The following is a 26,010-nucleotide window of genomic DNA, read 5'->3' on the forward strand; positions in this document are numbered from 1 at the left end:
ATTTTCGGCGCTAGACAGCGCAAGGGAGTATGACTACAAAACAGGTCCAGCTTGTCAGACATCCTGACAAGCTGGCAAGATGGCGGGAGGCCATCGTGTCGTGGATGTGAGGAGGTTTTGCTTGAGTTCGACCAGATCACTTCGAGCTTCGGATATTTTACCTGCAGATGCCACAGATGCGCTGCTTGTTGGCCGCGTCTGGTCGAATTCGGCTGACGGCCCTTGCCCGGTCGCGGTCCGCGGCGAGCGGGTGCTGGACGTGTCGTCGGTTTCCGCAACCGTTTCCGAGCTGCTTGAGCTTGAGGATTTCGCTGGCAAGCTGCATGCGTCGAGTGAGCTTCCCGATCTCGGCTCGATCGATGATTTCCTGTCGGGCCAGGCTGGCCAATTGCTGGCTCCTATCGATCTGCAGGCGATCAAGGCGGCCGGGGTTACGTTTGCCGACAGCATGCTCGAACGTGTGATCGAAGAGCAGGCAAAGGGAGATGCGTCCCGGGCGTCCGATATCCGCAAGCGTTTGGCGCCGGTTCTGGGGGGCAGTCTTCGTGGTGTCGTCGCCGGTTCCGAGCAGGCTGCACGGGTGAAGGAACTTCTGCAGGAGATGAACCTGTGGTCGCAGTACCTTGAGGTGGGCATCGGGCCGGATGCCGAAATCTTCACCAAGTCGCAACCCATGTCGGCGGTCGGCTGCGGTTCGCTGGTCGGTATCCATCCGATCTCGGAGTGGAACAATCCCGAGCCGGAAGTGGTCCTGGTCCTGCGGTCTTCCGGCGAAATCGTCGGCGCCACGCTCGGCAACGATGTCAACCTTCGCGATGTCGAAGGGCGTTCGGCGCTGTTGCTCGGCAAGGCGAAGGACAACAACGCATCGTGTTCGATCGGCCCTTTCATTCGCGTCTTCGATGACAAGTTCACTCTGGAGGAACTCGGGAGGGTCCGCGTTGCCTTGTCCGTCGAGGGACAGGACGGTTTCCGGATGACGGGCGAGAGCCCGATGGAAGCGATAAGCCGCAAGCCCTCCCACCTTGCCCGCCAGTTGCTCAATCGCAATCATCAATATCCCGATGGCGCCGTGCTTTTCCTCGGCACCATGTTCGCCCCCGTGAAGGACCGGCGCGGGGCAGGCCAGGGATTTACGCATGAAATCGGCGACCGGGTGGAAATTTCGACACCCCTACTTGGCCGTCTGGTAAACTGGGTCGATCGCAGTGACGCTTGCCCCGAATGGACCTTCGGCCTCGGTGCGCTGATGAGAAACCTGGCCAAGCGCGGCCTGTTGTAACGCAGACTGGAAGGAAAGCGTGCAAAAGGTAGTCGACCACTTTTACAAGGCTCTCGAATTCCTGCTGATCGTCCTTCTTTCGGGAATGGCGATCATGGTCTTCGTGAACGTCATCCTGCGGTATGCGATCAATTCCGGCCTAACGGTCTCGGACGAGCTCGCACGCTACTTTTTCATCTGGCTGACTTTCATCGGCGCCGTCGTGACGTTTCGGGAGCACGGGCATCTCGGCGTGGAAACCCTCGTTGCTCTGCTCGGCCGCAAGGGCCGCATCCTTTGCATGATCCTGAGCAATCTGGTGATCATCGCCTGCTCGGCCATTTTTTTCTGGGGCACCTGGAAGCAACTGCCGATCAACTGGAGCATGAAGGCCCCGGTGACCGGGCTCTCCATGGGTTTCGTCTACGGCAGTGGCTTCTTTACCGGCTTCTGTTGCGCGGTCATCGCGCTGGAGCGCCTCTTCCGCCTGCTCACCGGTCGGGTAACGCAGGAGGAAATTGAAGCGTTTGCGGGCGAGAATCTCACGATCGAACAGATGGCGGAGCGGACCTGATGACGCTTTTCGTTTTCGTCGCTTCACTGATTGGCGCCATGGCAATCGGGGTGCCGGTCGCATTCTCGCTGATGTTCTGCGGTGTCGTTCTCATGTGGTACATGGGAATGTTCAATACCCAGATCATCGCGCAGAACATGATTGCCGGCGCCGATACGTTCACGCTGCTCGCCATCCCGTTCTTCATTCTGGCCGGAGAGCTGATGAATGCCGGCGGCCTGTCGCGGCGCATTATCGATTTCGCCATTGCCTGCGTGGGACATATCCGCGGGGGCCTGGGCATCGTCGCGATCGTCGCGGCCCTGATCATGGCCAGCATTTCCGGTTCGGCGGCGGCCGATACTGCTGCGCTCGCGGCCATTCTCATCCCGATGATGGCCAAGGCCGGCTATAACGTACCGCGCTCGGCCGGCCTCATTGCCGCAGGTGGCGTCATCGCGCCGGTCATCCCGCCGTCGATGGCTTTCATCGTTTTCGGTGTTGCTGCCAACGTCTCGATCACGCAGCTTTTCATGGCCGGTATCGTACCGGGCCTGATGATGGGACTTGCCTTGGTCGTGGCGTGGCTGATTGTCGTGCGCAAGGACAATGTCCAGCCGTTGCCGCGTGCGTCGGGTGCGGAGCGCCTTCGGGTGACCGGTCGCGCTCTGTGGGCCCTCGGCATGCCTGTCATCATCCTTGGCGGCATCAAGGCGGGCGTTGTGACGCCGACGGAAGCTGCCGTGATCGCCGCGGCCTATGCGCTGTTCGTCGGCATGGTGATCTACCGGGAGCTCACGCCGAGGGAGCTTCCACGGGTTATCCTCCAGGCGGCTAAGACCACCTCCGTCATCATGTTCCTGGTCTGCGCAGCGCTCGTTTCCGCCTGGTTGATCACCGCCGCCAACATCCCCGCGGAAATTACCGGCCTCATCGAACCGTTGATCGATCGTCCGACCTTGTTGATGTTCGTTATCATGATCCTGGTACTGATCGTCGGGACGGCCTTGGACCTGACGCCGACCATCCTGATCCTGACGCCGGTCCTGATGCCGATCATCAAGCAGGCAGGCATCGATCCGGTTTATTTCGGCGTCCTGTTCATCATGAACAACTGCATTGGCCTTCTGACCCCGCCTGTCGGCGTCGTTCTCAACGTTGTCAGTGGCGTCGGCCGCGTTCCCTTGGGCAAGGTAACGGTAGGTGTCTGGCCGTTCCTGCTGGCCCAAACGCTCGTACTTCTGCTCCTGGTCCTGTTTCCTGACCTGGTTATCGTACCGGCTCGCTGGCTGCACTGAGGTCGAAAAGCCACTTCTGTTTCAACATCCATGGGAGGATATCATGCGAAAACTGCTACTTGCCACGACTGCCATCGCCTTCACCCTGTCTGCCTCCGCGCCGGCATTCGCCGAATTCACCGAGCGCAACATACGCGTGTCCAATGGCATCAATGCCGATCACCCCGTCGGCAACGGCATTGCCGCGATGCAGAAATGCCTTGATGAAAAGTCGGGCGGGAAGCTGAAGCTGACGGCATTCTGGGGTGGTGCTCTGGGAGGTGACCTGCAGGCGACCCAGGCGCTCCGATCCGGCGTTCAGGAAGCCGTGGTGACGTCCTCTTCGCCGCTCGTCGGTATCGAGCCGGCACTCGGCGTCTTCGATCTGCCGTTCCTCTTCTCGACCTCGGAGGAAGCCTACAAGGTGCTGGACGGCAAGTTCGGCGATATGATGAACGAGAAGCTGGTGGCCGTGGGCCTCATCAATCTCGCCTATTGGGAAAACGGCTTCCGTAACCTTTCAAACTCGGTTCGTCCGGTGAACAAATGGGAAGACCTGGAAGGCATGAAGGTTCGCGTCATGCAAAACAACGTGTTCCTCGATACCTTCCAGAACCTTGGCGCTAACGCGACGCCCATGGCATTCGGCGAAGTCTTCTCGGCTCTTGAAACCAAGACGATCGACGCCCAGGAAAATCCCTATGTGACCATCGACACGTCGAAGTTCTTCGAGGTGCAGAAATATGTCACCCAGACCAACCACGCCTACACGCCGTTCCTCTTCCTCTTTTCCAAGGCGATCTTCGATACCTACGCGCCCGAGGAGCAGGCCGCTTTGCGGGAGTGCGCTGTCGTCGGGCGTGACGTCGAGCGCCAGGTAATCGGCGATCTGAACAAGAAGTCGCTAGAGAAGATCAAGGCCGCGGGTCTTGAGGTGAATGTGCTTTCGCCAGAAGAGCAGGCCCGCATTCGCGAGAAGTCCATGGTCGTCTATGAAAAGCACAAGGCCGAGATCGGCGCCGATGTCGTCGATGGCATCCTGGCCGAGCTTGCCGCAATCCGCAAGTAAACCGCGGGCAGGCCAGGTTTCGCCACTATCGTCATGGGAGTCCGCTGCGTCAGCGGGCTCTTCGCGTTCAGGACAAGCCGCGTCAGGGTATGTCGAGGCGCGCGTCGGGTCTACGCTTCTTCAACTGTTGCTCGCGGAATAAGATGAACAGCCCGGAGCCGATGATCAGCTCCGCGCCGAACAGCGTGGTGAGACGCGGCACATCGCCGAAGAACATCCAGCCGAAGACGATCGCCCAGAGAAGCAACGTATATTGCAACGGTGCGACCGTGGCCGCGTCTGAGATCTTCAGTGCCCGGTGGACAAGCATGTGCGCCCCCAAATGCGCCTGCGCCGAGCGGGCATAACAAGCGAATTCCGGAGCAGACGCCAAGGGCTTCCAGCCCGAGACAGCGGATGGGTAGGACATCCATTTATCGTCCCGCCCACCCGCTCGAAATCGCGAACCCCACGCGGTTCGCGGGATTAACCCCGACCAGAGCCATCCAGATTCGCATGGATCCACGCATCGATGTCCGTGACCGGAATGGACTGCCGCCTGTTGAACGTCCCGGCCTTGTCCCACGCGACGCCCCGACCCAAGGCAAATGCCGCGCGGTACTTGCGCATCATGTTCTGCGGATCTTTCGCCAGTTCTTCCGTCAGGAAGGGCACGCTCCATTCAGAGCGGCGCCGGACGCCCCTGGGAAAGCAGAATCTCGTACACCTTATCGTAGCCGCTGAGCTCCATAAGCTTGAGGTCGTGAAACAGTTTGGCCAAATGCTCGTTTCGGCGCACGGTGGTATGGAGCACATTTTGGCGCGTGACGCCGAGCGGAAGACGGCCAGGATTTACAACCTCGCGATCGAGCATGGGAAGGCTACCACAACGGAGGTCACCTGAGCCAAACGTCAGATCGAAGGTCCTCTTGGAGAATTTGACCTGACGTCACCCGCCTATTAACAATCCGATCCGACTGCTTCTCGCCTAGAGGATCTCCTTGATCACCTCTCGGACAAAGGATGGATTGGCATTGATGAACTCGTCGAAGTGTTCGACGATAAAACTCAGGTGAGCGTTCATCGCCTGCTCTGCCGCAGCGTTATCCTGGGCCCGCACTGCGTCGATGATTGCCTGATGCTGTGCGAGGAGCGTCGGCACGTGGTCCGGACGCAGGGTCAGCTTGCGCGCACGATCCATATGGATTTTTATGTCGCTGATGAGCGACCAGATGTGCGGACGACCCGCAGCGAGCGCAAGCGCTTCGTGCATCTCTTCGTCGAGCCTGTAGAGCGTATCAAAATCGCCATTCTCAGCCGCTTGGCGCTGCGCGCTCAGATTGGCATCAAGGATCGCAAGGTCCTTGTCCGACCGCGTCCCAGACGCCTGGCACACCAACGCGCATTCCAGCGCAGCGCGGGCGAATTGTGCATCCATGAGAAATTCGCGCCGGATCGGTGAGACGAAACTGCCCTGCTGCGGAACGACGTCCACAAGTCCCTCGTTCTCCAGACGCTTCAATGCCTCACGAACCGGCGTACGACTGAGGCCGAACTCCGCCGCTAGCCGCGTTTCCGACAGCAATTCGCCCGGCGGCAGCGTCAGGTCCAGTATGCGCCGCTTTATGTTGGCGTAAGCCTTCCCTGAGATCGGCTCCCTGCTTGTCGTGTATTTGAATGCCATCCATCGGCTCCCTGGAACTCGCTCACTGTCACAGATTGCCATTACCACATAATTTGTACTAATGCACTTGTATACTAGTAAACCGCATGATATTCCACCGATATAAGGGAGGCATAAGCATGCAGCAGGAATTCAACGGCAAAGTCGCCTTTGTCATGGGAGGTACCACCGGCATCGGTCGCGCAGCGTCCGAACTCATGGCGCAACGCGGCGCATCGGTATCGATGTTCGGCGCGCCGCTCTCTGCCGATGGACAGGACGCCGGGCTATCGCATCTGCCAGCGAGCATGCAGGCCTTCACCGGCGACGGGTCGGACGCTCGCGATGTTTCCGACGCCATCGAAAAGACCGTCCAGGATTTTGGCGGCCTCGACATCCTGATCTGCTCTGCAGCAATCCATCCTTATGGAACGGCCGAGACCACCGATGAGGCGACCTGGGATCGGGTCATGGCGGTCAACGTCAAGAGCGCCTATCTCGTTGCGCATTTCGGTATTCCACATCTAAGGGCGCGCGGCGGCGGCGCGATCGTCAACGTCGCCTCCAATCAGGGCTCGGCAACGGTTCCCAATCTTGCGGCTTATGCCACGAGCAAGGGCGCGATCCTCGCCTTCACGCGCTCGCTCGCCATGGATTGTGGCGCAGACAACATCCGCGCCAACACGGCCAGCCCTGGGCCTATCGATACGCCATTGCTGCGGATCGCCGCCGCAAAGTTTGGTGGCGGCGCCGATCAGGACGACGTCTATCGGGATTGGGGCCAGCGTGTCCCCATCGGCCGCATCGGCCAGCCCATGGAAATGGCCGAGGTGATCGCCTTCCTCGCCAGCGATCGCTCAAGCTATGTCACCGGCGCCGATCTCGTCGCCGACGGTGGCCTTCTCGCCAAACTCGGTTTCTGAGGGCAGCCCATGACCGACTTTCCCGATTTCCGCTCCCGAGCCTTCCTGATCGGACACATCCAGAAAACAATGGATTTTTTCCATCCTCACGGAAAAGATCCGGCTGGCGGCTTCTACACGGTCTACGCCGAAAATGGCGCAGTGCTCGACAGGCAAGCACGGTCTCTCGTTCACACCTGCCGCACCCTGTTCAACTTCGCCAATGCCTACCGAGTCTTCGGCAAGGCGGAATATCGCGACGATGCCCGCCATGCCTTGAACTTTCTCGTTTCTCAGCACCGGGTGTCGCTAACCAGAGGGTATCGCTGGCAGTTTTCGTTCAGCGCGGGCGGGCGCGAGGATGAAGATGGCTCCAACATCACCTACGGTCTTGCCTTTGTCGTGCTGGCCCATGCGATGGCAATCAAGGCGGGTCTGGCCGAGGCAAACGGGTGGCTGTCCGAGATCGTCGAAACGATGGAGCGCCATGTCTTCGAGGCTCGCCACGGGCTCTACGCCGATCAGGCGAGCAGCGACTTCTCTGAGATCGCCCCTTATCGTGGACAGAACGCCAACATGCATGCCTGCGAAGCTATGATCGCCGCCTTCGAGGCGACCGGCGATCAATGGTTCATTGAGCGTGCCGAATTGATCGCCAAGGCGATCACGATGCGGCAGGCGGCGCTGTCCCCACTCAACCAGGTCTGGGAACACTATCGTCAAGACTGGTCAGTCGACCTTGACTACAACAAGGACGATCATTCCGACGGCTACCGGCCCTGGGGTTATCTCTCGGGCCATCAGACGGAATGGGCCAAGCTTCTGTTGATGCTGGACCGACACAAGGCGAGCGATTGGCATGTGCCGCGGGCCATGGCGCTCTTTGACGAAGCAATGGAAACCTCATGGGATCGTGATCGCGGCGGGATGTTCTATTCCTACGGGCCAGATCGCGCCCTCTACGATCGTTCCAAGCAGCAATGGGTGCATGCCGAGACGATCGCGGCTGCCGCCCATCTGGCGGTTGCTACTGGCGGAGACCGATACTGGGATTGGTACGACCGGCTCTGGCGCTACGCCTGGATGAACCTCGTCGATCACCGCCACGGAGGCTGGTTCCGGGCACTCAATGACGACAACTCGATCGCCAGCGCCATCCGCGGCGATCCCGAGCCCGACTACCATAACATGGGCGCCTGCGTCGAAATCCTTAAGCTACTCAAAGATTGAAGCCGTCATGAAAATCGCTCGAATTTCGCCCTTCGTCTGCTACAGCCCGATCTCCGACCTGGTCTTCGTCAAGGTTGAAACGGATGAGCCAGGCCTCTTTGGTTGGGGTGAGTGCTCACTGCCGACGAAACCGAACGGTGTTGCCGGCGCGGTCCGCGATCTGGAAAAGCTGATCGTCGGAGCGGATCCCGAAAGGGTCGAATGGGTCTGGCAGCGCATGTATCGCCATGCCTATTGGCGTGGTGGCCCCATTCAGACCTCGGCGCTATCCGGTGTCGACATGGCGTTGTGGGACATCAAGGGAAAGCTCGCAAACAAGAGCGTCGCATCGCTTTTGGGCGGCCCCGTGCGAGACCGCATCAAGGCCTACGCCAATCTCGGCCTTTCCCTTGATCCGCGGGAGTTCAAGGACCGCGTCGCAGCGGCGGTGGCCATGGGGTTCAAGGCCGTGAAGATCTACCCCATTCCGGCAGTGGCGATGACAGAGGGCCGCAGCACGATCCGCCAGATCGTCTCCTGTTGCGAGGCCGTTCGCGACGCTCTGGGCGAGGACCTCGATTTTGCCGTCGATATGCATGGTCGCTGCAGCGCGTCGCTTGCCATCGTCATCGAAGCGGCGATCCGGCACACAGGGCCGCTTTGGATCGAGGAGCCGGTCCCGGCAGAATCAAATGCCGCACTCGAGCGTCTCGCCCAGCATTCTGCCACGCCGATTGCCGTCGGCGAACGGATGTTCACCCGTTGGGCCTTCCGCGAAGTCCTGGAAAACGAGTGGGCCGGCATCATCCAGCCAGACGTCGCCAACGCCGGCGGCATTAGCGAAATGGCGCGCATCGCATCGCTTGCCGAACTCTATGGCGTCAACTTCGCTCCGCACAATCCGAACGGCCCCGTGCAGGCTGCCGCAAGCCTCAATCTGGCAGCCTTTGCCCAGAATTTCTCGATGCTTGAGACACGACACACCAATCTTGAATGGACGGCCAGGCTCAGCAGCTACGTACCGCGCGTCGACCGCGATGGGTATCTCGCGCTGCCGACAGGCCCTGGCCTTGGCATCGAGCTGAACGAAGAGTTCCTGGCGCACGAGGATCAGGGCCAATGGATCCCGCAATCCTTCCGCGCCGATGGCAGCATTGCTGACTGGTGAGAACGTGACTGACGAAAGGAGAACGTTCGTGACGATAAGTCCCCTGCTTGAAGCCCGCGGCATCGTTAAACGCTTTGGCGGCATCGAGGCACTGAAGGGCGCAAGCTTTTCAATCGCGCCCGGAGAAGTGGTCGCCCTCATGGGCGACAACGGGGCCGGCAAAAGCACACTCGTCAAGACGATGTGCGGCGTGCACCAGCCAGATGGCGGCGAACTGCTGTTTGAAGGAAAGCCGGTCCATTTCGGTTCGCCGAAGCACGCCCAGGCGCTCGGCATGGAAATCGTCTATCAGGATCTGGCGATGGCACCCGATCTCGACGCCGCGGCCAACATGTTTCTCGGGCGCGAGCTGACCCGAAAGGGGCTGCCGGGCCGTTTCGGATTCCTCGATAAAAAGGAGATGCGCGAGCGGACGCGGGCAGCACTCGCTTCGATGCAGGTGCAATTGAAGAGCCTTGAGGCTCCAATTGCGACGCTGTCTGGCGGTCAACGGCAGAGCATCGCCGTGGTTAGAGCCGTCACCTGGGCGGACAAGCTGGTGATCATGGACGAGCCGACGGCAGCGCTCGGCGTTGCCCAAACCCGCGCAGTGCTGGAGCTGATAGGCCGCGTCAAGGCATCGGGCCGCGCCGTCATCATCATCAGCCACAACGTGCCTGACGTCATGGCCGTGGCGGATCGGGTCGAAGTCTTCCGGCTTGGCAGACGCACCGCCCGTTTCTCGCGCTCGGAAATGACCACCGAGAAGATTGTCGGCGCGATCACTGGCGCAATCACCACCGAGGTTTCCCCAGCATGAGTGTAGAATCCCAGACGCCGGCGGCGACAGTCGGCCGCTACATCACCGGATCGGGCCGCATACTTGTCATCCTGCTCCTGATCATCACCGTTTTCTCCATACTGCGTTTCGACAGCTTCGCCAGTGCAGCGAATGTACGCAACATCGGTATGGCGGCATCGATCCTGCTAGTCATGGCCGTGGGCGCCACCTTTGTGATCGTCACGGGCGGCGTCGACCTCTCCGTTGGCGCGGTGCTGGTATTTTCCGGCGTCATCGCCGCCAAGGTGATGGCGATGGCCGGCGGCGAAGGCTGGGGTGCGGCCCTTGCCGGCATTGTCGCTGCCTGCATCGCCGGCACGCTATGGGGTACGCTCAATGGCATTCTTGTGGCGCGTGCGAAAATCCCGCCACTGGTCGCAACCCTTGGGACAATGGGGGCGGCACAGGGGCTGAGCTGGATTATTGCCGGCGAGGACCTGAAGGACGTGCCTATGGTCCTCGGCGACACCGTCGGCGTGGGGGATTTCGCCGGCGTACCGATGCTCGTCATCATCGCCGCGATCGTCACCATTATTGGCGGGGTCTGGCTACGCTCCACTCGTTTCGGCCGCCACACGCTAGCCATCGGTTCGAGTGCGCGCGCGTCCCGGGAAATGGGCATCCCCCTCGGCCGACACCTGATCCGGATCTATGCGCTGGCCGGGTTTCTTGCCGGGCTCGCGGGCATTTTGTCGCTTGCCCGCTACGGTTCGACTACGATTGCCGGCCACGCAACCGACAATCTCAGCGTCATCGCCGCGGTCGTCATCGGCGGCACCAGCCTCTTCGGCGGGCGCGGCAGCGTGTTCTTCACGGCTATCGGCGTGTTGATCCCGGCCAGCCTGGAGAATGGCTTGATCATGGTCGGGCTCAACACCTTCTGGCGCGACGTCATGGTCGGGGTTGTGCTGATCCTTGCCGTCTATCTCGATCAGATGGGCAGGTCCAACCAACGTTAGCCACATGACCAACCTGCCTTCCGAGGGGGAAGGTGAACAGAGATCTCAAAAAGGGAGTGAGCAGAATGAATAGAAACAAGATCGTGGTGTCGGCAACGTCGCTACTGCTGGCGCTTGGCGCCAGTTCGGCAGCAAGGGCCGAGTACAAGCTCGCCTTTATCCCGGGCGTTGGCGGTGACGCCTACTACGGCTCGGTGCAATGCGGCATCGAGGCCGCGGCAAAGGCGCGAGGCGCATCCGTTGAAACCCAGGCGCCGAAGTCCTTCGATCCCGCAGCGCAGGTCCCGATCCTCGAAACGATGGTCGCCAAGAAGCCCGACGCCATCGTTATCGCGCCAACCGATAGCAAGGCACTGTTTGCTCCGCTGAAGAAGGCATCCGAGCAGGGCATCAAGATCGTCCTCGTGGATACGACGCTGGAAGATCCGTCCATCGCGGTTTCCGAAGTCTCGTCCGACAATGTCGAGGCTGGCCGGGTAGCCGGAAACGAGCTGGCCAAGCTGCTTGGAGAACAGAAGGGATCGGTCCTGACCGTCAATCTCAGCCCCGGCGTCACGACGACGGATGATCGCGAGAAGGGTTTTGCCGATGCGATTAAGGCCGCCGGTCAGAATTACCTAGCGCAACAATTCTCCAACAACTCGGTGCAGAAGGCCGACCAGATCGTATCGGCAAGTCTGTTGTCCAATCCGGACCTGGCGGGGATCTTCTCGACTGCGGCCTTCAATACCGAAGGAGCGGTTGCAGCGCTTCGGGCTGCCGGCAAGTCCAAGGATGTCAAGATCGTTGGCTTCAACGCCAATCCTCCGGGCATTGACCAGTTGAAGAAGGGCCAGGTCTTCGCCCAGGTCGTTCTCAAACCCTACGATGAAGGCAAGTTCGCCGGCGAGCAGGCTTTGAACGCTTTGGAGGGAAAGCCCGTCGAAAGGAAGATCCTCACGGGCTCGGTGGTCGCAACCAAGGACAATCTCGATAGCCCGGAAGTGGCCAAGTATCTCTACAGCTTCACCTGCCCAGCCGAATAATTTGGTGCATAGGGGTCGCCGGGCCAAACCGGCGATCCCGAGCTGACCGCTCTCTTTCCCCGCCACGGTTTCGACATTCAACTGGACCTCAGCCCATGAAGATCACCAAGCTCACCACCTATATCGTTCCCCCGCGCTGGCTGTTTCTCAAGGTGGAGACCGACGAGGGTATCGTCGGCTGGGGGGAGCCTGTCGTCGAGGGCCGGGCGCTGACGGTCGAGGCTGCGGTGCACGAGCTTGCCGACTATCTCGTCGGCAAGGACCCGTTCCTGATCGAGGATCATTGGAACGTAATGTATCGCGGCGGCTTCTACCGCGGTGGCGCCATTCACATGAGCGCGCTTGCCGGCATCGACCAAGGACCCGTTCCTGATCGAGGATCATTGGAACGTAATGTATCGCGGCGGCTTCTACCGCGGTGGCGCCATTCACATGAGCGCGCTTGCCGGCATCGACCAAGCGCTTTGGGACATCAAGGGCAAGGCGCTGGGCCAGCCAGTGCACTCGCTGCTTGGCGGGCAGTGCCGCGACAAGATCAAGGTGTATTCCTGGATCGGTGGCGACCGCCCGAGCGATGTCGCCCGCAACGCCAAGGAAGTCGTGTCTGCCGGTTTCAAGGCACTGAAGATGAACGGCTCGGAGGAGATGCAGATCGTCGATACCTACGAAAAAATCGACGTGATCGTTGCGACAATAGGAGCGGTGCGAGACGCCGTCGGCCCGAATATCGGCATTGGTGCGGATTTCCATGGCCGGGTGCACCGGCCGATGGCCAAGGTGCTCGCCAAGGAACTCGAGCAGTTCAAGCTGATGTTCATCGAGGAGCCGGTGCTTTCGGAAAACCGCGANTGGCCGGGTGCACCGGCCGATGGCCAAGGTGCTCGCCAAGGAACTCGAGCAGTTCAAGCTGATGTTCATCGAGGAGCCGGTGCTTTCGGAAAACCGCGAGGCGCTGAAGGAAATCGCCAACCATTGCTCTACGCCGATCGCGCTCGGTGAGCGGCTCTATTCGCGCTGGGACTTCAAGTCGGTGCTTGCSGACGGCTATGTCGACATCATCCAGCCCGATCTCTCCCATGCCGGCGGCATCACCGAATGCCGCAAGATCGCCGCCATGGCCGAGGCCTATGACGTGGCGCTGGCGCCGCATTGCCCGCTCGGGCCGATCGCGCTTGCCGCCTGCCTGCAGATCGATGCCGTCAGCTACAACGCCTTCATCCAGGAGCAGAGCCTCGGCATTCATTACAACGAGGCCAACGATATTCTCGACTATGTCTCGAACAAGGAYGTCTTCCACTATGAGGACGGTTTTGTCTCGATCCCGCAGGGTCCGGGCCTCGGCGTCGAGGTCGACGAGGCCTATGTCATCGAGCGCGCCAAGGAGGGCCATCGCTGGCGCAATCCGATCTGGCGCCATGAGGACGGCAGCGTCGCCGAGTGGTGACGAGGTCGACGAGGCCTATGTCATCGAGCGCGCCAAGGAGGGCCATCGCTGGCGCAATCCGATCTGGCGCCATGAGGACGGCAGCGTCGCCGAGTGGTGAAGTACATTCGGACGATCACGCCAAGGCAGTGAACTGGAAAATGTTGCGGCTGGCGCCTGCTCGTCATCAACCCACACTATCAGAGGGTTTGCCGTTCTATGCCTTTCAAGGCGAGGGACGCAGAGCCGACTTTCCGAAAGCCGCAATCCAGCCTTCCACAATTGATCGCCTGACTGTGAATGCTCTGAAAATCGAAATGGGTTTTAATTTGCGATATGACGGCTGGGGGACGGTCGCGACGAAGTGCTGATCTAACGAAAGTCCGCTTGGGCTGCACCGGCAATCCAGAAGTTATTGGCGAGCGCGGCTTGGGGTTGAACCAGCCCCTGACGCAGAAGGATCATGCGTGGAGACATGCGATGATTGACTATGGCTGGAGGAGGCGGCAATGCCTCCAGTCTTGATCAGAAGCAACAGCCTGGAGTGGCACAATGCTGACGAAGCTTTTCTTCCCTACAAGCATCGGGCATGCAACCATCTCACCCTCGTCTTGGAAGGCCACGCCTGCCGCCTCGAATGTCAGTCGCAAAAATCGCAGGTTGCTCTCCCGCATCTCTCCACCTTTTTCAAAGGCTCGAATTGACACGGGCGCTGATCGCTGTGCGTTGGGCCAGTTCGGCCTATGTCCAGTCGAGAAGAGCACGAGCAGCAATTGGGGAGGCTGAGCATAAAACTGGTGTGTGCGGATCCTGGGCGATGTCGACCTGTCGGCCGAGATGGTACGCTCGGCTGCCGGCAAGGCGGTGAGGAAGACCCGGATCGGAACGGTCTATCCGGCAACCATCGGTCTGCTGCCGGCGCCTGGTACGCTCCAGCGGGGTCAGTGGTTCGAGTCGACGCAAGGCGGTAGACCTCGCGCTTGATCATCGTCGATTAAATCAGCGGATTGGCATAGGCGATTAGCTATAGCGTCATCCGAAAAGGGATACTTTTCCTGCCCGGCATCCTTTTGCCATGATTTCCCCAGGTCCACGAAAGTTCGACATTGGCGGAAGGCGCATCGATGGCTTTGCTGGAGATAACCGATCTAAACATCGAGGTCGTCACGGGTTCCGGCGTGCTTCACGCCGTGCGTGGCATCGATCTCGCTGTCAACGCCGGCGAGACGCTTTGCATCGTGGGTGAATCCGGTTGCGGAAAATCCCTGATGGCGCTCTCCATAACGGGCCTCCTGCCGCACGTCGCCCGGTGTTCGGCAAAAAGGCTGGCTTTCGAGGGGCACGATATCCAGCATCTGTCGCGGCGCGAACTCGAAGACCTCAGGGGTAAGGGCATCGGCTTCATCTTTCAGGATCCGATGACCGGGCTCAATCCGACCATGACGATCGGACGACAGCTGATGGAGGTGCATCTGCGCCATGTCGGACGTGACCGCGAGGCGGCAAAGACGGCGGCGGTCTCTTTCCTGACACGGGTCGGCATCGCAAATGCCGCCACCCGGCTGCGCCAGTATCCGCACGAGCTTTCCGGTGGCCTGCGTCAGCGGGTGATGATCGCCATGGCGCTGATGGCCCATCCGCGGCTCATCATCGCCGACGAGCCGACCACCGCACTTGACGTCACGATCCAGGCGCAGGTTCTCTCTCTGCTCAAGTCGTTGCAGCGCGAGCACGGCATCGGCCTCGTTTTTATCACCCATGATCTCGGCGTCGTCGCGGCTATCGCGGACCGCGTCGCCGTCATGTATGCCGGGGAGGTGGTCGAGACCGGCGATGCCCGCGACGTACTTGCCGATCCCCGCCATCCCTATACCAGGGCGCTCATTTCCTGCGTACCTTCAACGACACCTTCGCCCGCCGGCGTTTCGGTTGAACTCGGCACGATACCCGGACGGGTGCCGCTGCTGCATGGCCGGATCGAAGGCTGCGCTTTTGCGCCCCGTTGCGCGCTGGTCCGGGACCGGTGCAGCACGGAAACGGTACCTGCGCGACCCGCAGGCGCGGTGGAAATCTGCCGCTGTCTTTTCGCCATGGAAAAGAGGGAATTTTTCCATGCATGAGCCCCAGGCAGCGCCCTTTCCCCGTCTCGCGCTGGAAGCGCGGAGCGTCAGTCACAGCTATCCCGGCCATAACGCTATCAAAGCTCTGACCAATGTCTCCATCGCCCTGCGAGAGGGTGAAACGCTTGCTATCGTGGGGGAATCCGGTTCGGGGAAATCCACCCTTTCGCGCATCCTTCTCGGGCTTTCCCCCTTGAGCGAGGGAATGGTGCTTTGTTTCGGAAAGGACATCGGGAGCCTGTCCCGGCGGGAGCGGGCGGCCCGTATGCAGCCCGTCTTCCAGGACCCCTATTCTTCGCTCAATCCGCGCCACACGCTTGCCGAGATCGTCGCGGCGCCTTTGCTTGCGCGCGGCGAAGCCCGCGCCTCCGCCTTGAACCGGGCGACTGGCCTTCTCGAAGAGGTGGGTTTGGGATCGGCCTATGCGCGTCGCCGGCCCTCGGCGCTTTCCGGCGGTCAGCGCCAGAGGGCGGCGATCGCACGCGCCTTGATCGCTAACCCCGAAATCCTGGTTTGCGACGAGCCGACCTCGGCATTGGATGTGTCGGTGCAGGCGCAGATCCTAAACCTGCTCCAGCAGCAACGCCGCGAGCGCAAGCTCTCCGTCCTGCTCATCACGCACAATATCAGCGTGGTCGCCCACATGGCGGATCGCGTGGCGGTGATGCGGCACGGCGAGATAGTCGAAACGGGAAGCGTTCGCGACGTGCTTTTGAAGCCGCGGGAGGATTACACGCGGCTCCTTATTTCTTCTGTACCCGATCTGCACGGTGGGCTCCATTCCGAAAGGCGCTGTGACGCCGCACCGTGACGTCCAATGCATGCCCTGAATTTCCCTCAACACCGGAGTTTGTGATGTCCAGAATGGTTTCGGCTACCGTTTCTCTTTCGCTGCTGGCGGCGTCCGTTGCGGCGGCGACTCCTGCATTCGCCGGTAAGGCGGATGATACGCTGGTTGCGACCTTTGCCGCCCAGCTGCCGAGCCTCGACCGCTTCTATGCACCCGGTCGCGAGGGCTTTCTTCTCGGCCTTCTCATCTACGATACGCTGATCTACCGCGACACACAGACCTTCGAGCTCAAATCGCTACTGGCGACGGACTGGAAGTGGATCGATGAAAAGACGCTCGAACTTCATCTGCGCAAGGGTGTCACGTTCCACAATGGTGACCCCTTCACCGCCAAGGACGTCGCCTACACGTTCAATTTCGCCGCCGACCCCAAGAACAAGGTGTTTGACCGCATCACGTCCGCATGGATCGAGCGGGTGGAAGTCATCGATGATTACACCGTGCGTCTTCATGCCAGCAAGGTGACGCCGCTCGCCTTGCAGTACATCGTCCAGGTGCCGATGATGCCGGCGGACCACCGGGAGAAGGTCGGGCTCCAGGCCTTTTCGGAGCAGCCCGTGGGAACGGGACCCTACAAGGTTGCCGGAAAAAAAGGGTCCGACATCGTCTTCGAGCGGTTCGATAGCTACTTCGACGGCGGGCCCAAGACCAAGCCCGAAATCAAGACGCTCGTCTACCGCACTGTTCCTGACGTGAACACCCAGGTGGCGGAGCTGGCGCGGGGAGGGGTAGACTGGGCCTGGTATATTCCCGCCGACCAGGCTGAACGCCTTGCCGCCATTCCCACCGTTACGGTGGTGAACGCGCCGACCTTCCGCATCGGCTTCCTGACCATGGACGCGGCCGGCCTTGCCGCGCCCGACGGCCCCCTGAAGGACACGCGCGTGCGCCAGGCGATCAACCACGCCATCGACCGGCAGGCCATAGCTAAGACTCTGATCGGCGGATCGGCCGAACCCATTCGCTCCGCCTGCAATCCCATCCAGTTCGGTTGCGAGCAGGATGTGAAGGATTATGACTACGAGCCGGAGCGGGCCAAGCAGCTCCTCGCCGAAGCCGGTTTTGCCGATGGCTTCGACATCGACATCTACGGTTTCCGCTCGCGTCCCGTGGCGGAGGCGATTGTTGGGTATCTCGGTGCTGTGGGCATCCGGGCCAATCTGGTCTGGCAGCAATACTCAGCCGTGGTGCAGCAACGCCGCGATCGAAAGGCGGCACTCGTTATCGACGATTTCGGCTCGTCGGGCATTGCGGATGCGGGAGCCCCGACCAAGTTCTATTTCAACGGCGCGCCGGACGACCAGTCGCGTGATGCCGAAGTCGATACGTGGCTGGAAAAGGCCGGCAGCACCAACGATGCCGACAGCCGCAAACAGGCCTTCTCGGTCGCGTTCAAGCGCATTGCCGATCAGGCCTATTGGACGCCGCTCTTCACCATGCCGATCAATTACGTGATGTCCGCCGAACTCGAAGGCCCCGTGCCGAAGGACGAGAACGTCGAGTTCTGGAAGTACCACTGGAAATGATTACCGGCCCGGTTGTCGCCCGAGGCTATGGGAGGCCGAGATGAAGAACTTTTTAATCCGCCGCGTGCTGATGGCGCTCATGGTGCTTCTCACCATTTCGTTCATCAGCTTCATCATGCTGAAGGTCTCGGGCGATCTGGCCATTTCCCTTGCCGGCGAGAATGCCGGCGCGGACTATGTCGACTTCCTACGCAAGACCTACGGGTGGGACAGACCGCTCTACATTCAATATGGCGACTGGCTGTGGAATGCGCTGCACGGAAACCTCGGCGCGTCGTTCTACTATGGCAAGCAGGTGATGGCGCTGGTGGCCGAGCGCATGCCCGTGACCTTGAAACTGGGTGCGCTGGCGACGGGCCTTGCAATCGCGTCCGCGATCCCGATGGGCATGGCCGCGGGCATACGTCCAGGCTCTCTCGTGGACCGGATCGTGCTGTTCATCGCGCTGCTCGGGGGCGCGACGCCGATCTTCTGGACCAGCTTCCTGCTGATCCTGGTGTTCGGGCTTAATCTCCGCTGGCTGCCGATCACCGGTGGAACCGACCTGCAACATCTGATCATGCCGGCGCTGGCGCTCAGTTTCTACTCCATGCCGGCGATCATCCGCATCGTGCGCTCCGGCATGGTCGACGTTATGGCGTCCGACTACATCCGGACCGCCCGGGCGAAGGGACTGCGCGGTCCGGCGATCTATTTTCGGCATGCGCTGCGCAACACGCTGGTGCCGGTTGTCGCCGTCGCGTCCGTCCAGTTCGGCTTCCTGCTCGGGGGGTCCGTCGTGGTGGAGAACATCTTCGCCATCAACGGGATCGGATACCTCACCTGGGAGGCGATCAATCAGAACGACTATCCGGTCGTACAGGCTTCCGTTCTCACCGTGTCAGCAGCTTACGTGGTGCTGACGCTTTTCGCCGATCTCGTCAACCGCGCAATCGATCCGCGCATTCGACTGGAGTAAATCAATGACGGCATCGACCCCTCTCTTGGCGGATGACCAGCCGAGCCTTTCCCGTTGGCGACTTCCAACCGCCGGGCCGGGACTTTGGGTGGGAGGCGCGATCCTTCTCCTGACGGTTCTGCTGGCGATCTTCGCGCCTTTGCTCGCGCAGCATTCCCCCTACGCCCAGTCGCTGGCCGAGCGGCTCATCAAGCCGATTTTCATGGGCGGAACCTGGGATCATCCGCTTGGCACGGATCATCTCGGCCGGGACGTACTTACCAGGCTGATCTACGGCAGTCGGATGTCGCTGGCGGTCGGTTTCGGCACGATCCTGATTTCGGCGGTCCTCGGCATCGGCCTGGGGCTCGCCGCCGGCTTTCGCGGCGGCAGGACGGACGCCTTCGTGGTGTTCCTGCTGACCGTCCGCCTCAGCCTACCGATCATGCTGGCCGCCATCGCGCTCGTTGGCCTTCTCGGCAATTCGCTGGGGCTGATGATGCTGATCCTCGCCTTCTTCCTCTGGGACCAGTTCCTCGTCGTGTCGCGGGCGCTGGCGATGCGGCTCAAGAATGCCGAGTTCGTCCTTGCTGCGCGCGCGGCTGGATTCTCGGATTTCCACATCATGGTGCGCGAGGTATTGCCCAATATGGTCGGCCCTCTTGTTATCGTCGCCACGCTGGAAATGGCCCACGCGATCATGCTGGAGTCGGCCCTGTCATTCCTCGGACTCGGAATCAGGCCGCCGGCGGCCTCCTGGGGCCTGATGATCGCCGAGGCGAAGGATTTCGTCTACTTCGAAGCTTGGCTGGTCAATATTCCGGGGTGGGCCATCTTCACGCTGGTGGCCGGGATCACACTTTTCGGCGAAGGCCTGCGGACGGTCTTCGAAAACGCAGACGGGCGTTAGGGAAATGTCGCGCGTCAGCTGGGTATACGCGACGTCAGGCCGTGGTCGGCGATGCCGTCGGCAAAGGTACGCAGTTCTGCCCGCAGGTGCTTCAGGAACAGCCGGCCGATGGGCGAAAGTCCTGGATGATTGTGGAAAACCGCGACGAGCGAACGCTTGATTAGCGGGCGGAACGGGCGGGCTACTACCTGGCTCCCTTCCAGATGCTGGAGAACGTAGGGCAGGGTTATCGCCACACCCATCCCCTGTCGCACCATGTCCGATGCGATGGTGGAGAGATTGGTGGTGATGAAACGGGTGTCATCGAGCGGCCGATCGAAGGCCAGGCGCACGTCGAACTCTTGCCGCACCTGCAAACCGAGCGTGATGATGGTTTCCTCGAGAAGATCGTCGGCCGTGACGATCTCCCTGGCCGCGAGGTGATGGCCCGGTGGCAGCAGGCAAGCCATCTCCGTCGTCATCAGCGGATGCTGGATCAGGTCCGGAACCTCGATCGGCAGGAAGGTCAGCCCGAGATCGACCGATCGGTCCTGAACCTTCTGAACGACCTCGCGGCTCGAATAGCTTTCGACGGTGATGCGCACGCCTGGCTTGTCTTTGCGAACCCGCTCGATGGCAAGGGGAACCAGGGCTGCCGTCAGCGGCAGGACCGTGGAGATGGACAGCTGGTTCCGTTGTTCGCCGCGCAGGCGGGATGCCCGGTCGGCCAGCATTTGCATGTTGTCGAGCACGCCGTCTATCGAGGCCAGAAGTTCCTCGGCGGCAGATGTCAACCGCAGGCCGGATTTCGACCGGATCAGCAGGCTGACGCCAAGCTGCAGCTCCAGATCTTTGAGCGCCTGGCTGACCGAAGGCTGGGTAACACGCAAAATGCGCGCAGTCTCGGTGACGTTCAAAACCCTTGAGAAAAGTCTGAAGATTTCAAGGTGACGGATGCTGGGTCGCATGATGAGGCCTCCCGCCGCTTTCTGAAAGTTTTGTTCGGGCCTGCCTGCCGACACGGACCACCTTAGCCGTCGGCACACCGCGCCATCAACTGCCAAATGTGAGCGGAACGCAGCGTTGCTCGGCGCGACGTCCCACTCGTGCTCGCGCGTGGTGGAATTTCAGGGCTTCGCCATGGTCATAGGCGAAGAGCTATATGTTGATAATTTGATCTTCGTAGACATCGCCGCCGCATCTTGAAACTCTTCCTCCATGCCCTCCGTCCGCGTTGCGGGAAAGGGAGGAACGACATAGAGGATGGATCATGGACTTCGGATTGAAGAACAAAACCGCGCTGGTGCTTGGTGCTGGCGGTGGCCTTGGCGGGGCGATCGCTCTTTCGCTTGCAAGCGAGGGTGCGCTAGTTGCGGTGGCCGACATCTCGCTCGACGCTGCAGAGGCGACCGTTGCCCGCATCGTCGGTGAAGGTGGCCGCGCGGTCGCCGTGCAATGGGATCTGGCGAACCTCGACGCGATTGCCCCAAATGTGGCCCGTATCGAAGCGGAATTGGGACCGGTCGACGTTCTCGTCAACAATACCGGCGGGCCGCCGCCGACCCCGGCCGAAGGCCAAAAGGCGGAGCTTTGGCTCGACAATTTCAAGTCCATGGTTCTGTCCGTCATCAAGATCACTGACACCGTATTGCCGGCCATGAAGGAGCGGCGCTGGGGGCGCATCATCACTTCGACTTCCTCCGGCGTAATCGTGCCGATCCCGAACCTCGCCGTTTCCAACGCGCTGCGCATGAGCCTCGTCGGCTGGTCGAAGTCGCTGGCCACGGAAGTGGGCCGTTTCGGCATCACCGCGAACATCGTGTTGCCGGGACGCATCGCCACGCAGCGCATCACCTTCCTTGACGAACAGAAGGCGGGGCGGGAAGGGCGAACCGTTGAACAGGTGGCTGCTTCGTCCACCGCTTCCATTCCCGTCGGGCGTTACGGTGAGCCGGCGGAATACGGCGATGTGGTAGCCTTCCTGGCTTCTGCGCGCGCCTCCTATCTCACCGGCTCGGTCATCCGGGTCGACGGCGGCATGATCGCGAGCGTATGACGCCATGAAGATCGATTGGAACAGCTTGCCGCCTGCCGCCGGACTGCGGACAGGCACCGTGCGCAAGGCCGTCTGTGGCAATCTCATTTCCGCCGTCTTCATCGAAAACGCAGGCGATACCGTCTTCGACGGACGGCTGCACTGGCATGAAAACGAGCAGCTCATGGTCATTCTATCGGGCCTTTGCACGATTGTCGTCGATGGCAAGGAGAGCGAGGTGACACCGGGCGACCTTGTTTTCGTGCCATCCCGGGCGCGGCACGGTGTCGTGGCCTGCGGCCCGGAGGGGTGCAGCTACTACGAGATTTTCGCGCCCCCACGACCCGATCAGTTGCCCGGGTGGGTCGGAAAGCCGGTGATGCATTTTGATTGAACCGTGAAGCGTCGGCGGGCTCCATAAGCGTTCGCCTATGCCTTCATTGCCGGAATGAATCTGGCATGAAAACAAATTATCGGCTCATCTGAGCTTCTGAAAAAAACAAGAATGGGGAACAGGCAAGCTGCTCCACTTGCCAAAACTGGAGATCAACCAAATGAAGATTATCAAACTGCTCACTTTCTCCCTTGTCGGGCTCATCGCCGCCGGTCATGCGGTGGCGGATGATTTCAAACAAGCCCTGGTGCAAGAAGGCCAGTTGACCATCGCGACTACCGGTAACGCACCGCCGCTGACCCTTGTCCAGTCCGACGGCTCCCTCGGCGGCTTCGACGTGGCCCTATGCGAGCGGATCGCCCTGGATCTCGGACTGAAGGCTGAGTTCGTGCGCGTTGATTTCGCGGCGACCATTCCAGGTCTCAAGGCCGGGCGCTTCGATATGATCTGCTCGGCGGTGGCCCGCACGCCAGCCCGCATGGCCTCGCCCGATCTCTATCTTTCCGAACCGACCGTCGAGAACTTCACCACTCTGGTCGTGCCGAAGGATAGCGAGGTCGCCTCCGTCGATCAGGCGCGTGGTCACCGGATCGGCGTCGTGCGCGGCGGGCAGGAAGGGCCTATTCTGGAAAAGATTTTCGAGGGCGACGTGACGGTGACGACTTACCCCGGTATCGCCGAGGAAATGCTCGATCTCAAGAACGGGCGAATCGACGCGGTTTCGATGAACTATCTTACTGCCCGTTTCCATGCGCGGGCAGAGGAGGGCGTGACCGTGCTTGAGCCCGGCTTCGTCGTAGAAAACGTTTCGCCCTATACGCACGGCCTCGTCGTCAGCCGCAACGAACCCGATCTGCTGGCAGCGGTCAATGATGCGCTCGCCAAGCTGAAGGCGGACGGCACGATCGACAAGCTGAAAGAGACATGGATCACCGGCGAGTGATCCTGACGGGAAGCGGACGGCATCCATGGATATGTACTATCTTGCGGAACACCTTCCGCTTCTCCTGCAGGCGGCCTGGGTCACCGTTTGGTTGACGATGCTGACGCTCATTCTGTCGACTGTCATCGCCCTTCCGCTTTCCGTCGTCGGCCTGACCCGCGTCTCGCCCGCCTCCCGGGCGCTGGACATGGCCACCCTTCTGCTGCGCTCGCTTCCGACGCTCGTCATTCTGTTTTTCTTCTACTATGGGCTTCCGCAGTTCGGCATCGTGCTTCCGCCCCTTCCGGTGGCAGTGATCGGGCTCACGCTTTCGGCCATCGCCTACAATATAGAGATTTTTCGCTCCGGCCTGCGGGCGGTCGATACCGGACAGATCGAGGCGGCGCGGGCGCTGGGGCTACCCGGATGGCGCATCTGGGTCCAGATCGTCTTTCCTCAGGCGCTGCCGATCTTCACGCCCACCTACCTCTCCAATGCCACCCTTGTCCTCAAGGGCACGTCCGTTGCCTCGATCATCACCATTCCTGAACTCACATCTGTGGCCAACGAAATCGTTTCCATGACCTATCAGCCCTTCGAAATCCTGATCGCCGCTGCCCTCATTTATATCCTGATGGGGGGCGTGCTGAGCCTCGCCGCTCAGGCCGTACGCTGGAATATGACACGCCGGCTTGCGTCTGCGGCAAAGGAGGTCGGCGCATGAACGGCAACCATCCTCCCTTGAGGATCGGATTCGTGAGCCTCGGGCAGGGCCCGCGCCCCGATCTCGACGCCCTGCATAACCGTCTTTTCGCCGCCCATGGCTTCGAAATCGTGCCGGTCTGGGAGCACGTCCTCGATAACCTGACCGCGACCGAGCTGCAAGCAATAGAGGCCGCCGCCGAAGCACCGGCCATCCGCGCGCTCCATCACGGCGCAGGTTCGGACCGGGCTGTCGGTCCTCCCGGAACCAATACATGGTTCGACCGGGAGGCGCTGACCGGTCGCTTGGGCGCGGCTACCTCCCGGCTTGAAGATAAAGGGGTGACCCTCACCATCGTCTGTGCCGCCGAGATGCTGCCGGCGCTTGATATTCGCTCCCGCCTGCCGGTCATCTTTCCTGCCTATGCGATGACGGCGCAGACCGAGATGCTCGCCCGCACCACGCCGGCTGCGCGCATCGGGCTTGTGGTCTATGGCGACCGCCAGCGCCGGCAGCAAGTCGAGGGGTGGCGGAGCCAGCCTTGGGCCGGAGAACTGTCGCTCCAGTTCAGCGGTGCTGGCAGCGATATCGACGCGATCGTCGGCGATCTCGCGCCTGTCCGGCCGGATCTCGTCTTCATCTGGGCCTACGGTGCCGCAACCGGTCCCGGCGCGGCGGAGCAAATCTCCCGCCGGCTTGGCGTACCGGTGGTTTCCGCCGCCATGGCGGCCGTTCGCATGGCGCTGTCCTTCCTTCCCGCCGGCGCCGAACAGGCATCGCGATGACGGAGGTGGGGCAGACGGTCGCACTTTATGTGCAGGGTACCGGGCAGGCTTTGCTGCTGCTCGTCGTCAGCGGTACGCTCTCGGTGTTGATCGGGCTCGGTTTCATGCTGCTCGATATCGCCGGAAACCGCTTCAACGGCGCCGTGATCCGCATCTACAGTTGGCTCGCTCAGACGACGCCGCCGCTGATCCTGCTTTTCCTCGCATTCTACGGCTCGACCTGGGCTGGCTGGAACGTCTCGCCAATGGTGGCGGCGATCGCCGCCTTCACCTTCTTCGCGGCCGCCTACTACTACGAGATCTTCCGGGCGGCCTATGAGGGTGTGCCCGTCGGGCAGGCCGAGGCTGCCCGGGCGCTCGGTATTCCATACTGGAGCTTTGTTCGCTCGGTTCTGCTTCCTCAAGTGCTCCGCATCGCATCCGGCCCGCTCATCGGCCGCACCACCGTGCTTTTCAAGGAGACCTCGCTTGCCTCGGCGATTTCCACCGCGGAGATCATGAGCGTTGCAAACGGTCGTCTCTATGCGGGTGGCAATCCGCTCGTCCATGTCCTCATCGCCGGCGCAATCTACGCGACGATCAATATCGTTCTCATCCGGATCGAGCGCCGACTTTCCGCAAAGGTCACCTCCCCATGAATACAGCGAAGCAAGACCGGCGCTGGCCGGATCGTCCCGACCCGGAAAACATTGTCGAACTGCGTGGCATTCGGCTGGATTATGGCATTCTCAACGTCCTGCACGATGTCAACTTGACCATACGCAAGGGTGAGACGGTCGCCATCATCGGCCCGTCCGGGTCCGGCAAGACCACGCTCCTGCGGTGCATCAACTACCTGGCGCGACCGACAGCCGGCGAAGTCTGGGTCGACCGGCATCTCGTCGGGCAGGTTGAAAAGGGCGGCAAGCTCCATCCCGCCGCCGAAGGCGTCCTGCGCCTGCACCGTCTGGAGACCGGCATGGTGTTCCAGCAATTCAATCTCTTCCGCAACATGACGGTGCTGCAAAACGTCATGTATGCGCCAGTTGCCTGTCGTGTGACCCCGAAGGAGGAAGCACGAGATCGGGCTGTGCGGCTCATCGAGCGCGTCGGGCTCGGGGGAAAACTGTCCGCCAGGCCCCACGAGCTTTCGGGCGGCCAGCAGCAACGCATCGCCATCGCCCGCGCGCTCGCTATGCAGCCTAAGGTCATGCTCTTCGATGAGGCGACCTCGGCGCTGGATCCGGAACTTGCTCGCGAGGTTCTTGAAGTCATGCGTGAGCTGGCCCGCGAGGGCATGACGATGGTGGTCGTGACCCACGAGATGGGCTTTGCCCGCAACGTCGCCGATAGAGTCGTCTTCATGGAAAACGGCCGCATTGTCGAAGACGGTGCACCCGCGGTGATCTTCTCCGACCAGGCGCCGCAACGCATCCGGAATTTCCTGAGCCACTAGATTGCAAGCCCCTTCGAGTTGGCTTTCAGCACCGTCCTGGAGGGCTTCCATTCAACAATGTCTCTGACACGGTTTCTAAGGAACCGGACTGTGGCGCGGCCGCTCC

At 61.1% G+C, this 26,010-nt stretch carries 27 protein-coding genes and 4 pseudogenes; 26 read left to right on the forward strand and 5 right to left on the reverse strand.

Annotated elements, in window-relative coordinates; all coding sequences use genetic code 11:
* Positions 1-79: 79 nt before the first annotated feature.
* Genes ASD02_RS07655 through ASD02_RS07670 form a run of 4 tightly spaced genes read left to right on the forward strand, consistent with a single transcriptional unit; the run spans position 80 to position 4,160 of the window.
* Positions 80-1,282, forward strand: a complete 1,203-nt coding sequence (locus ASD02_RS07655) for a fumarylacetoacetate hydrolase family protein (RefSeq protein WP_057220468.1) — start codon at positions 80-82, stop codon at positions 1,280-1,282.
* Between the two features lie 19 nt (positions 1,283-1,301).
* Positions 1,302-1,835, forward strand: coding sequence for a TRAP transporter small permease (locus tag ASD02_RS07660; protein ID WP_057220469.1), 534 nt, complete (start codon positions 1,302-1,304; stop codon positions 1,833-1,835).
* Positions 1,835-3,112, forward strand: a complete 1,278-nt coding sequence (locus ASD02_RS07665; RefSeq protein ID WP_057220470.1) for a TRAP transporter large permease subunit — start codon at positions 1,835-1,837, stop codon at positions 3,110-3,112. Before ASD02_RS07660 ends, ASD02_RS07665 begins: the two co-directional genes overlap by 1 nt.
* A gap of 43 nt (positions 3,113-3,155) precedes the next feature.
* Positions 3,156-4,160: a TRAP transporter substrate-binding protein gene (locus tag ASD02_RS07670; RefSeq protein ID WP_057220471.1), complete on the forward strand. Its 1,005-nt coding sequence runs from the start codon at positions 3,156-3,158 to the stop codon at positions 4,158-4,160.
* An 82-nt stretch (positions 4,161-4,242) separates the two neighbouring features.
* Here ASD02_RS07670 and ASD02_RS07675 read toward each other — a convergent pair.
* The 4 genes and pseudogenes from ASD02_RS07675 to ASD02_RS07685 all read right to left on the reverse strand — a co-directional run.
* Positions 4,243-4,476: pseudogene (locus ASD02_RS07675) on the reverse strand (DMT family transporter); the annotation flags it as partial.
* A gap of 149 nt (positions 4,477-4,625) precedes the next feature.
* A complete protein-coding gene (locus ASD02_RS36795; RefSeq protein WP_162255904.1) occupies positions 4,626-4,814 on the reverse strand; it encodes a hypothetical protein in 189 nt (62 codons plus the stop codon).
* A gap of 7 nt (positions 4,815-4,821) precedes the next feature.
* Positions 4,822-5,013 carry an ATP-binding protein gene (locus ASD02_RS36800; protein WP_244494188.1) on the reverse strand — a complete coding sequence of 64 codons (192 nt, stop codon included), beginning with the start codon at positions 5,011-5,013 and terminating at the stop codon, positions 4,822-4,824.
* 114 nt (positions 5,014-5,127) lie between these two features.
* Positions 5,128-5,823: a GntR family transcriptional regulator gene (locus ASD02_RS07685; RefSeq protein ID WP_057220474.1), complete on the reverse strand. Its 696-nt coding sequence runs from the start codon at positions 5,821-5,823 to the stop codon at positions 5,128-5,130.
* 119 nt (positions 5,824-5,942) lie between these two features.
* Here ASD02_RS07685 and ASD02_RS07690 point away from each other — a divergent pair, with 119 nt between their 5' ends.
* The 15 genes and pseudogenes from ASD02_RS07690 (at position 5,943) to ASD02_RS07755 (ending at position 19,651) form a co-directional block, all read left to right on the forward strand.
* Positions 5,943-6,725, forward strand: coding sequence for an SDR family oxidoreductase (locus ASD02_RS07690; protein ID WP_057220475.1), 783 nt, complete (start codon positions 5,943-5,945; stop codon positions 6,723-6,725).
* A gap of 9 nt (positions 6,726-6,734) precedes the next feature.
* A complete protein-coding gene (locus ASD02_RS07695; RefSeq protein WP_057220476.1) occupies positions 6,735-7,934 on the forward strand; it encodes an AGE family epimerase/isomerase in 1,200 nt (399 codons plus the stop codon).
* Positions 7,935-7,941: 7 nt separating this feature from the next.
* A complete protein-coding gene (dgoD, locus tag ASD02_RS07700; RefSeq protein WP_057220477.1) occupies positions 7,942-9,081 on the forward strand; it encodes a galactonate dehydratase in 1,140 nt (379 codons plus the stop codon).
* A 28-nt stretch (positions 9,082-9,109) separates the two neighbouring features.
* Complete coding sequence (locus ASD02_RS07705; RefSeq protein ID WP_244494189.1) at positions 9,110-9,880, forward strand: ATP-binding cassette domain-containing protein; 771 nt, start codon at positions 9,110-9,112, stop codon at positions 9,878-9,880.
* Positions 9,877-10,860, forward strand: a complete 984-nt coding sequence (locus ASD02_RS07710) for an ABC transporter permease (protein ID WP_057220478.1) — start codon at positions 9,877-9,879, stop codon at positions 10,858-10,860. Before ASD02_RS07705 ends, ASD02_RS07710 begins: the two co-directional genes overlap by 4 nt.
* A gap of 65 nt (positions 10,861-10,925) precedes the next feature.
* Positions 10,926-11,885 (forward strand): ABC transporter substrate-binding protein, encoded by a 960-nt coding sequence (locus ASD02_RS07715; RefSeq protein ID WP_057220479.1) that lies wholly within the window; start codon positions 10,926-10,928, stop codon positions 11,883-11,885.
* A 95-nt stretch (positions 11,886-11,980) separates the two neighbouring features.
* A pseudogene (locus ASD02_RS39600) lies at positions 11,981-12,733 on the forward strand (enolase C-terminal domain-like protein); the annotation flags it as partial.
* A gap of 1 nt (position 12,734) precedes the next feature.
* A pseudogene (gene dgoD, locus ASD02_RS39605) lies at positions 12,735-13,329 on the forward strand (galactonate dehydratase); the annotation flags it as partial.
* Positions 13,301-13,429: a hypothetical protein gene (locus ASD02_RS40350; RefSeq protein ID WP_277996346.1), complete on the forward strand. Its 129-nt coding sequence runs from the start codon at positions 13,301-13,303 to the stop codon at positions 13,427-13,429. The pseudogene dgoD (ASD02_RS39605) and the gene ASD02_RS40350, both read left to right, overlap by 29 nt.
* 654 nt (positions 13,430-14,083) lie before the next feature.
* A pseudogene (locus tag ASD02_RS39610) lies at positions 14,084-14,229 on the forward strand (LysR family transcriptional regulator); the annotation flags it as partial.
* A 203-nt stretch (positions 14,230-14,432) separates the two neighbouring features.
* Positions 14,433-15,428: an ABC transporter ATP-binding protein gene (locus ASD02_RS07735; RefSeq protein WP_057220483.1), complete on the forward strand. Its 996-nt coding sequence runs from the start codon at positions 14,433-14,435 to the stop codon at positions 15,426-15,428.
* Entirely contained in the window at positions 15,421-16,239 is an 819-nt protein-coding gene (locus tag ASD02_RS07740) for an ABC transporter ATP-binding protein (protein ID WP_057220484.1), read from the forward strand. Before ASD02_RS07735 ends, ASD02_RS07740 begins: the two co-directional genes overlap by 8 nt.
* Before the next feature lie 44 nt (positions 16,240-16,283).
* Positions 16,284-17,804 carry an ABC transporter substrate-binding protein gene (locus tag ASD02_RS07745; RefSeq protein WP_082555485.1) on the forward strand — a complete coding sequence of 507 codons (1,521 nt, stop codon included), beginning with the start codon at positions 16,284-16,286 and terminating at the stop codon, positions 17,802-17,804.
* Between the two features lie 40 nt (positions 17,805-17,844).
* Complete coding sequence (locus ASD02_RS07750) at positions 17,845-18,762, forward strand: ABC transporter permease (RefSeq protein ID WP_057220486.1); 918 nt, start codon at positions 17,845-17,847, stop codon at positions 18,760-18,762.
* A 4-nt stretch (positions 18,763-18,766) separates the two neighbouring features.
* Positions 18,767-19,651, forward strand: a complete 885-nt coding sequence (locus tag ASD02_RS07755) for an ABC transporter permease (RefSeq protein WP_057220487.1) — start codon at positions 18,767-18,769, stop codon at positions 19,649-19,651.
* A 14-nt stretch (positions 19,652-19,665) separates the two neighbouring features.
* On the opposite strand, the gene ASD02_RS07760 is transcribed toward ASD02_RS07755, so the two are convergent.
* The gene (locus ASD02_RS07760; protein WP_057220488.1) at positions 19,666-20,598 is read right to left on the reverse strand and encodes a LysR family transcriptional regulator; all 933 of its coding nucleotides are present in this window, start codon (positions 20,596-20,598) and stop codon (positions 19,666-19,668) included.
* A 302-nt stretch (positions 20,599-20,900) separates the two neighbouring features.
* Here ASD02_RS07760 and ASD02_RS07765 point away from each other — a divergent pair, with 302 nt between their 5' ends.
* The 7 genes from ASD02_RS07765 to ASD02_RS07795 all read left to right on the forward strand — a co-directional run bounded on the left by ASD02_RS07765 (position 20,901) and on the right by ASD02_RS07795 (position 25,904).
* Positions 20,901-21,686: an SDR family oxidoreductase gene (locus ASD02_RS07765; RefSeq protein WP_057220489.1), complete on the forward strand. Its 786-nt coding sequence runs from the start codon at positions 20,901-20,903 to the stop codon at positions 21,684-21,686.
* Between the two features lie 4 nt (positions 21,687-21,690).
* Entirely contained in the window at positions 21,691-22,059 is a 369-nt protein-coding gene (locus ASD02_RS07770; RefSeq protein WP_057220490.1) for a cupin domain-containing protein, read from the forward strand.
* A gap of 160 nt (positions 22,060-22,219) precedes the next feature.
* Positions 22,220-23,002, forward strand: coding sequence for a transporter substrate-binding domain-containing protein (locus ASD02_RS07775; protein WP_057220491.1), 783 nt, complete (start codon positions 22,220-22,222; stop codon positions 23,000-23,002).
* Positions 23,003-23,027: 25 nt separating this feature from the next.
* Complete coding sequence (locus ASD02_RS07780; protein WP_063978343.1) at positions 23,028-23,705, forward strand: amino acid ABC transporter permease; 678 nt, start codon at positions 23,028-23,030, stop codon at positions 23,703-23,705.
* On the forward strand, positions 23,702-24,469 hold the full coding sequence (locus ASD02_RS07785) for an AroM family protein (RefSeq protein ID WP_057220493.1): 768 nt from the start codon (positions 23,702-23,704) through the stop codon (positions 24,467-24,469). The genes ASD02_RS07780 and ASD02_RS07785 overlap by 4 nt, the downstream gene beginning before the upstream one ends.
* Positions 24,466-25,107: an ABC transporter permease subunit gene (locus ASD02_RS07790; protein WP_057220494.1), complete on the forward strand. Its 642-nt coding sequence runs from the start codon at positions 24,466-24,468 to the stop codon at positions 25,105-25,107. The genes ASD02_RS07785 and ASD02_RS07790 overlap by 4 nt, the downstream gene beginning before the upstream one ends.
* On the forward strand, positions 25,104-25,904 hold the full coding sequence (locus tag ASD02_RS07795) for an amino acid ABC transporter ATP-binding protein (protein ID WP_057220495.1): 801 nt from the start codon (positions 25,104-25,106) through the stop codon (positions 25,902-25,904). The genes ASD02_RS07790 and ASD02_RS07795 overlap by 4 nt, the downstream gene beginning before the upstream one ends.
* Positions 25,905-26,010 lie beyond the last annotated feature (106 nt).

This window comes from Ensifer sp. Root1252 (assembly GCF_001425885.1).
GTDB lineage: Bacteria > Pseudomonadota > Alphaproteobacteria > Rhizobiales > Rhizobiaceae > Ensifer > Ensifer canadensis.

Bases quoted from the DNA above. Each gene is read 5' to 3' on its own strand.
- ASD02_RS07690 (WP_057220475.1), top strand. From the start codon at position 5,943: ATGCAGCAGGAATTCAACGGCAAAGTCGCCTTTGTCATGGGAGGTACC.
- ASD02_RS07685 (WP_057220474.1), bottom strand. From the start codon at position 5,823: ATGGCATTCAAATACACGACAAGCAGGGAGCCGATCTCAGGGAAGGCT.
- ASD02_RS07655 (WP_057220468.1), top strand. From the start codon at position 80: ATGGCGGGAGGCCATCGTGTCGTGGATGTGAGGAGGTTTTGCTTGAGT.
- ASD02_RS07755 (WP_057220487.1), top strand. From the start codon at position 18,767: ATGACGGCATCGACCCCTCTCTTGGCGGATGACCAGCCGAGCCTTTCC.
- ASD02_RS07785 (WP_057220493.1), top strand. From the start codon at position 23,702: ATGAACGGCAACCATCCTCCCTTGAGGATCGGATTCGTGAGCCTCGGG.
- ASD02_RS40350 (WP_277996346.1), top strand. From the start codon at position 13,301: ATGAGGACGGCAGCGTCGCCGAGTGGTGACGAGGTCGACGAGGCCTAT.
- ASD02_RS07665 (WP_057220470.1), top strand. From the start codon at position 1,835: ATGACGCTTTTCGTTTTCGTCGCTTCACTGATTGGCGCCATGGCAATC.
- ASD02_RS07745 (WP_082555485.1), top strand. From the start codon at position 16,284: ATGTCCAGAATGGTTTCGGCTACCGTTTCTCTTTCGCTGCTGGCGGCG.
- ASD02_RS07795 (WP_057220495.1), top strand. From the start codon at position 25,104: ATGAATACAGCGAAGCAAGACCGGCGCTGGCCGGATCGTCCCGACCCG.
- ASD02_RS07765 (WP_057220489.1), top strand. From the start codon at position 20,901: ATGGACTTCGGATTGAAGAACAAAACCGCGCTGGTGCTTGGTGCTGGC.
- ASD02_RS07715 (WP_057220479.1), top strand. From the start codon at position 10,926: ATGAATAGAAACAAGATCGTGGTGTCGGCAACGTCGCTACTGCTGGCG.
- ASD02_RS07670 (WP_057220471.1), top strand. From the start codon at position 3,156: ATGCGAAAACTGCTACTTGCCACGACTGCCATCGCCTTCACCCTGTCT.
- ASD02_RS07770 (WP_057220490.1), top strand. From the start codon at position 21,691: ATGAAGATCGATTGGAACAGCTTGCCGCCTGCCGCCGGACTGCGGACA.
- ASD02_RS07710 (WP_057220478.1), top strand. From the start codon at position 9,877: ATGAGTGTAGAATCCCAGACGCCGGCGGCGACAGTCGGCCGCTACATC.
- ASD02_RS07775 (WP_057220491.1), top strand. From the start codon at position 22,220: ATGAAGATTATCAAACTGCTCACTTTCTCCCTTGTCGGGCTCATCGCC.
- ASD02_RS07750 (WP_057220486.1), top strand. From the start codon at position 17,845: ATGAAGAACTTTTTAATCCGCCGCGTGCTGATGGCGCTCATGGTGCTT.
- dgoD (WP_057220477.1), top strand. From the start codon at position 7,942: ATGAAAATCGCTCGAATTTCGCCCTTCGTCTGCTACAGCCCGATCTCC.
- ASD02_RS07735 (WP_057220483.1), top strand. From the start codon at position 14,433: ATGGCTTTGCTGGAGATAACCGATCTAAACATCGAGGTCGTCACGGGT.
- ASD02_RS07790 (WP_057220494.1), top strand. From the start codon at position 24,466: ATGACGGAGGTGGGGCAGACGGTCGCACTTTATGTGCAGGGTACCGGG.
- ASD02_RS07695 (WP_057220476.1), top strand. From the start codon at position 6,735: ATGACCGACTTTCCCGATTTCCGCTCCCGAGCCTTCCTGATCGGACAC.
- ASD02_RS36800 (WP_244494188.1), bottom strand. From the start codon at position 5,013: ATGCTCGATCGCGAGGTTGTAAATCCTGGCCGTCTTCCGCTCGGCGTC.
- ASD02_RS07780 (WP_063978343.1), top strand. From the start codon at position 23,028: ATGGATATGTACTATCTTGCGGAACACCTTCCGCTTCTCCTGCAGGCG.
- ASD02_RS07740 (WP_057220484.1), top strand. From the start codon at position 15,421: ATGCATGAGCCCCAGGCAGCGCCCTTTCCCCGTCTCGCGCTGGAAGCG.
- ASD02_RS07760 (WP_057220488.1), bottom strand. From the start codon at position 20,598: ATGCGACCCAGCATCCGTCACCTTGAAATCTTCAGACTTTTCTCAAGG.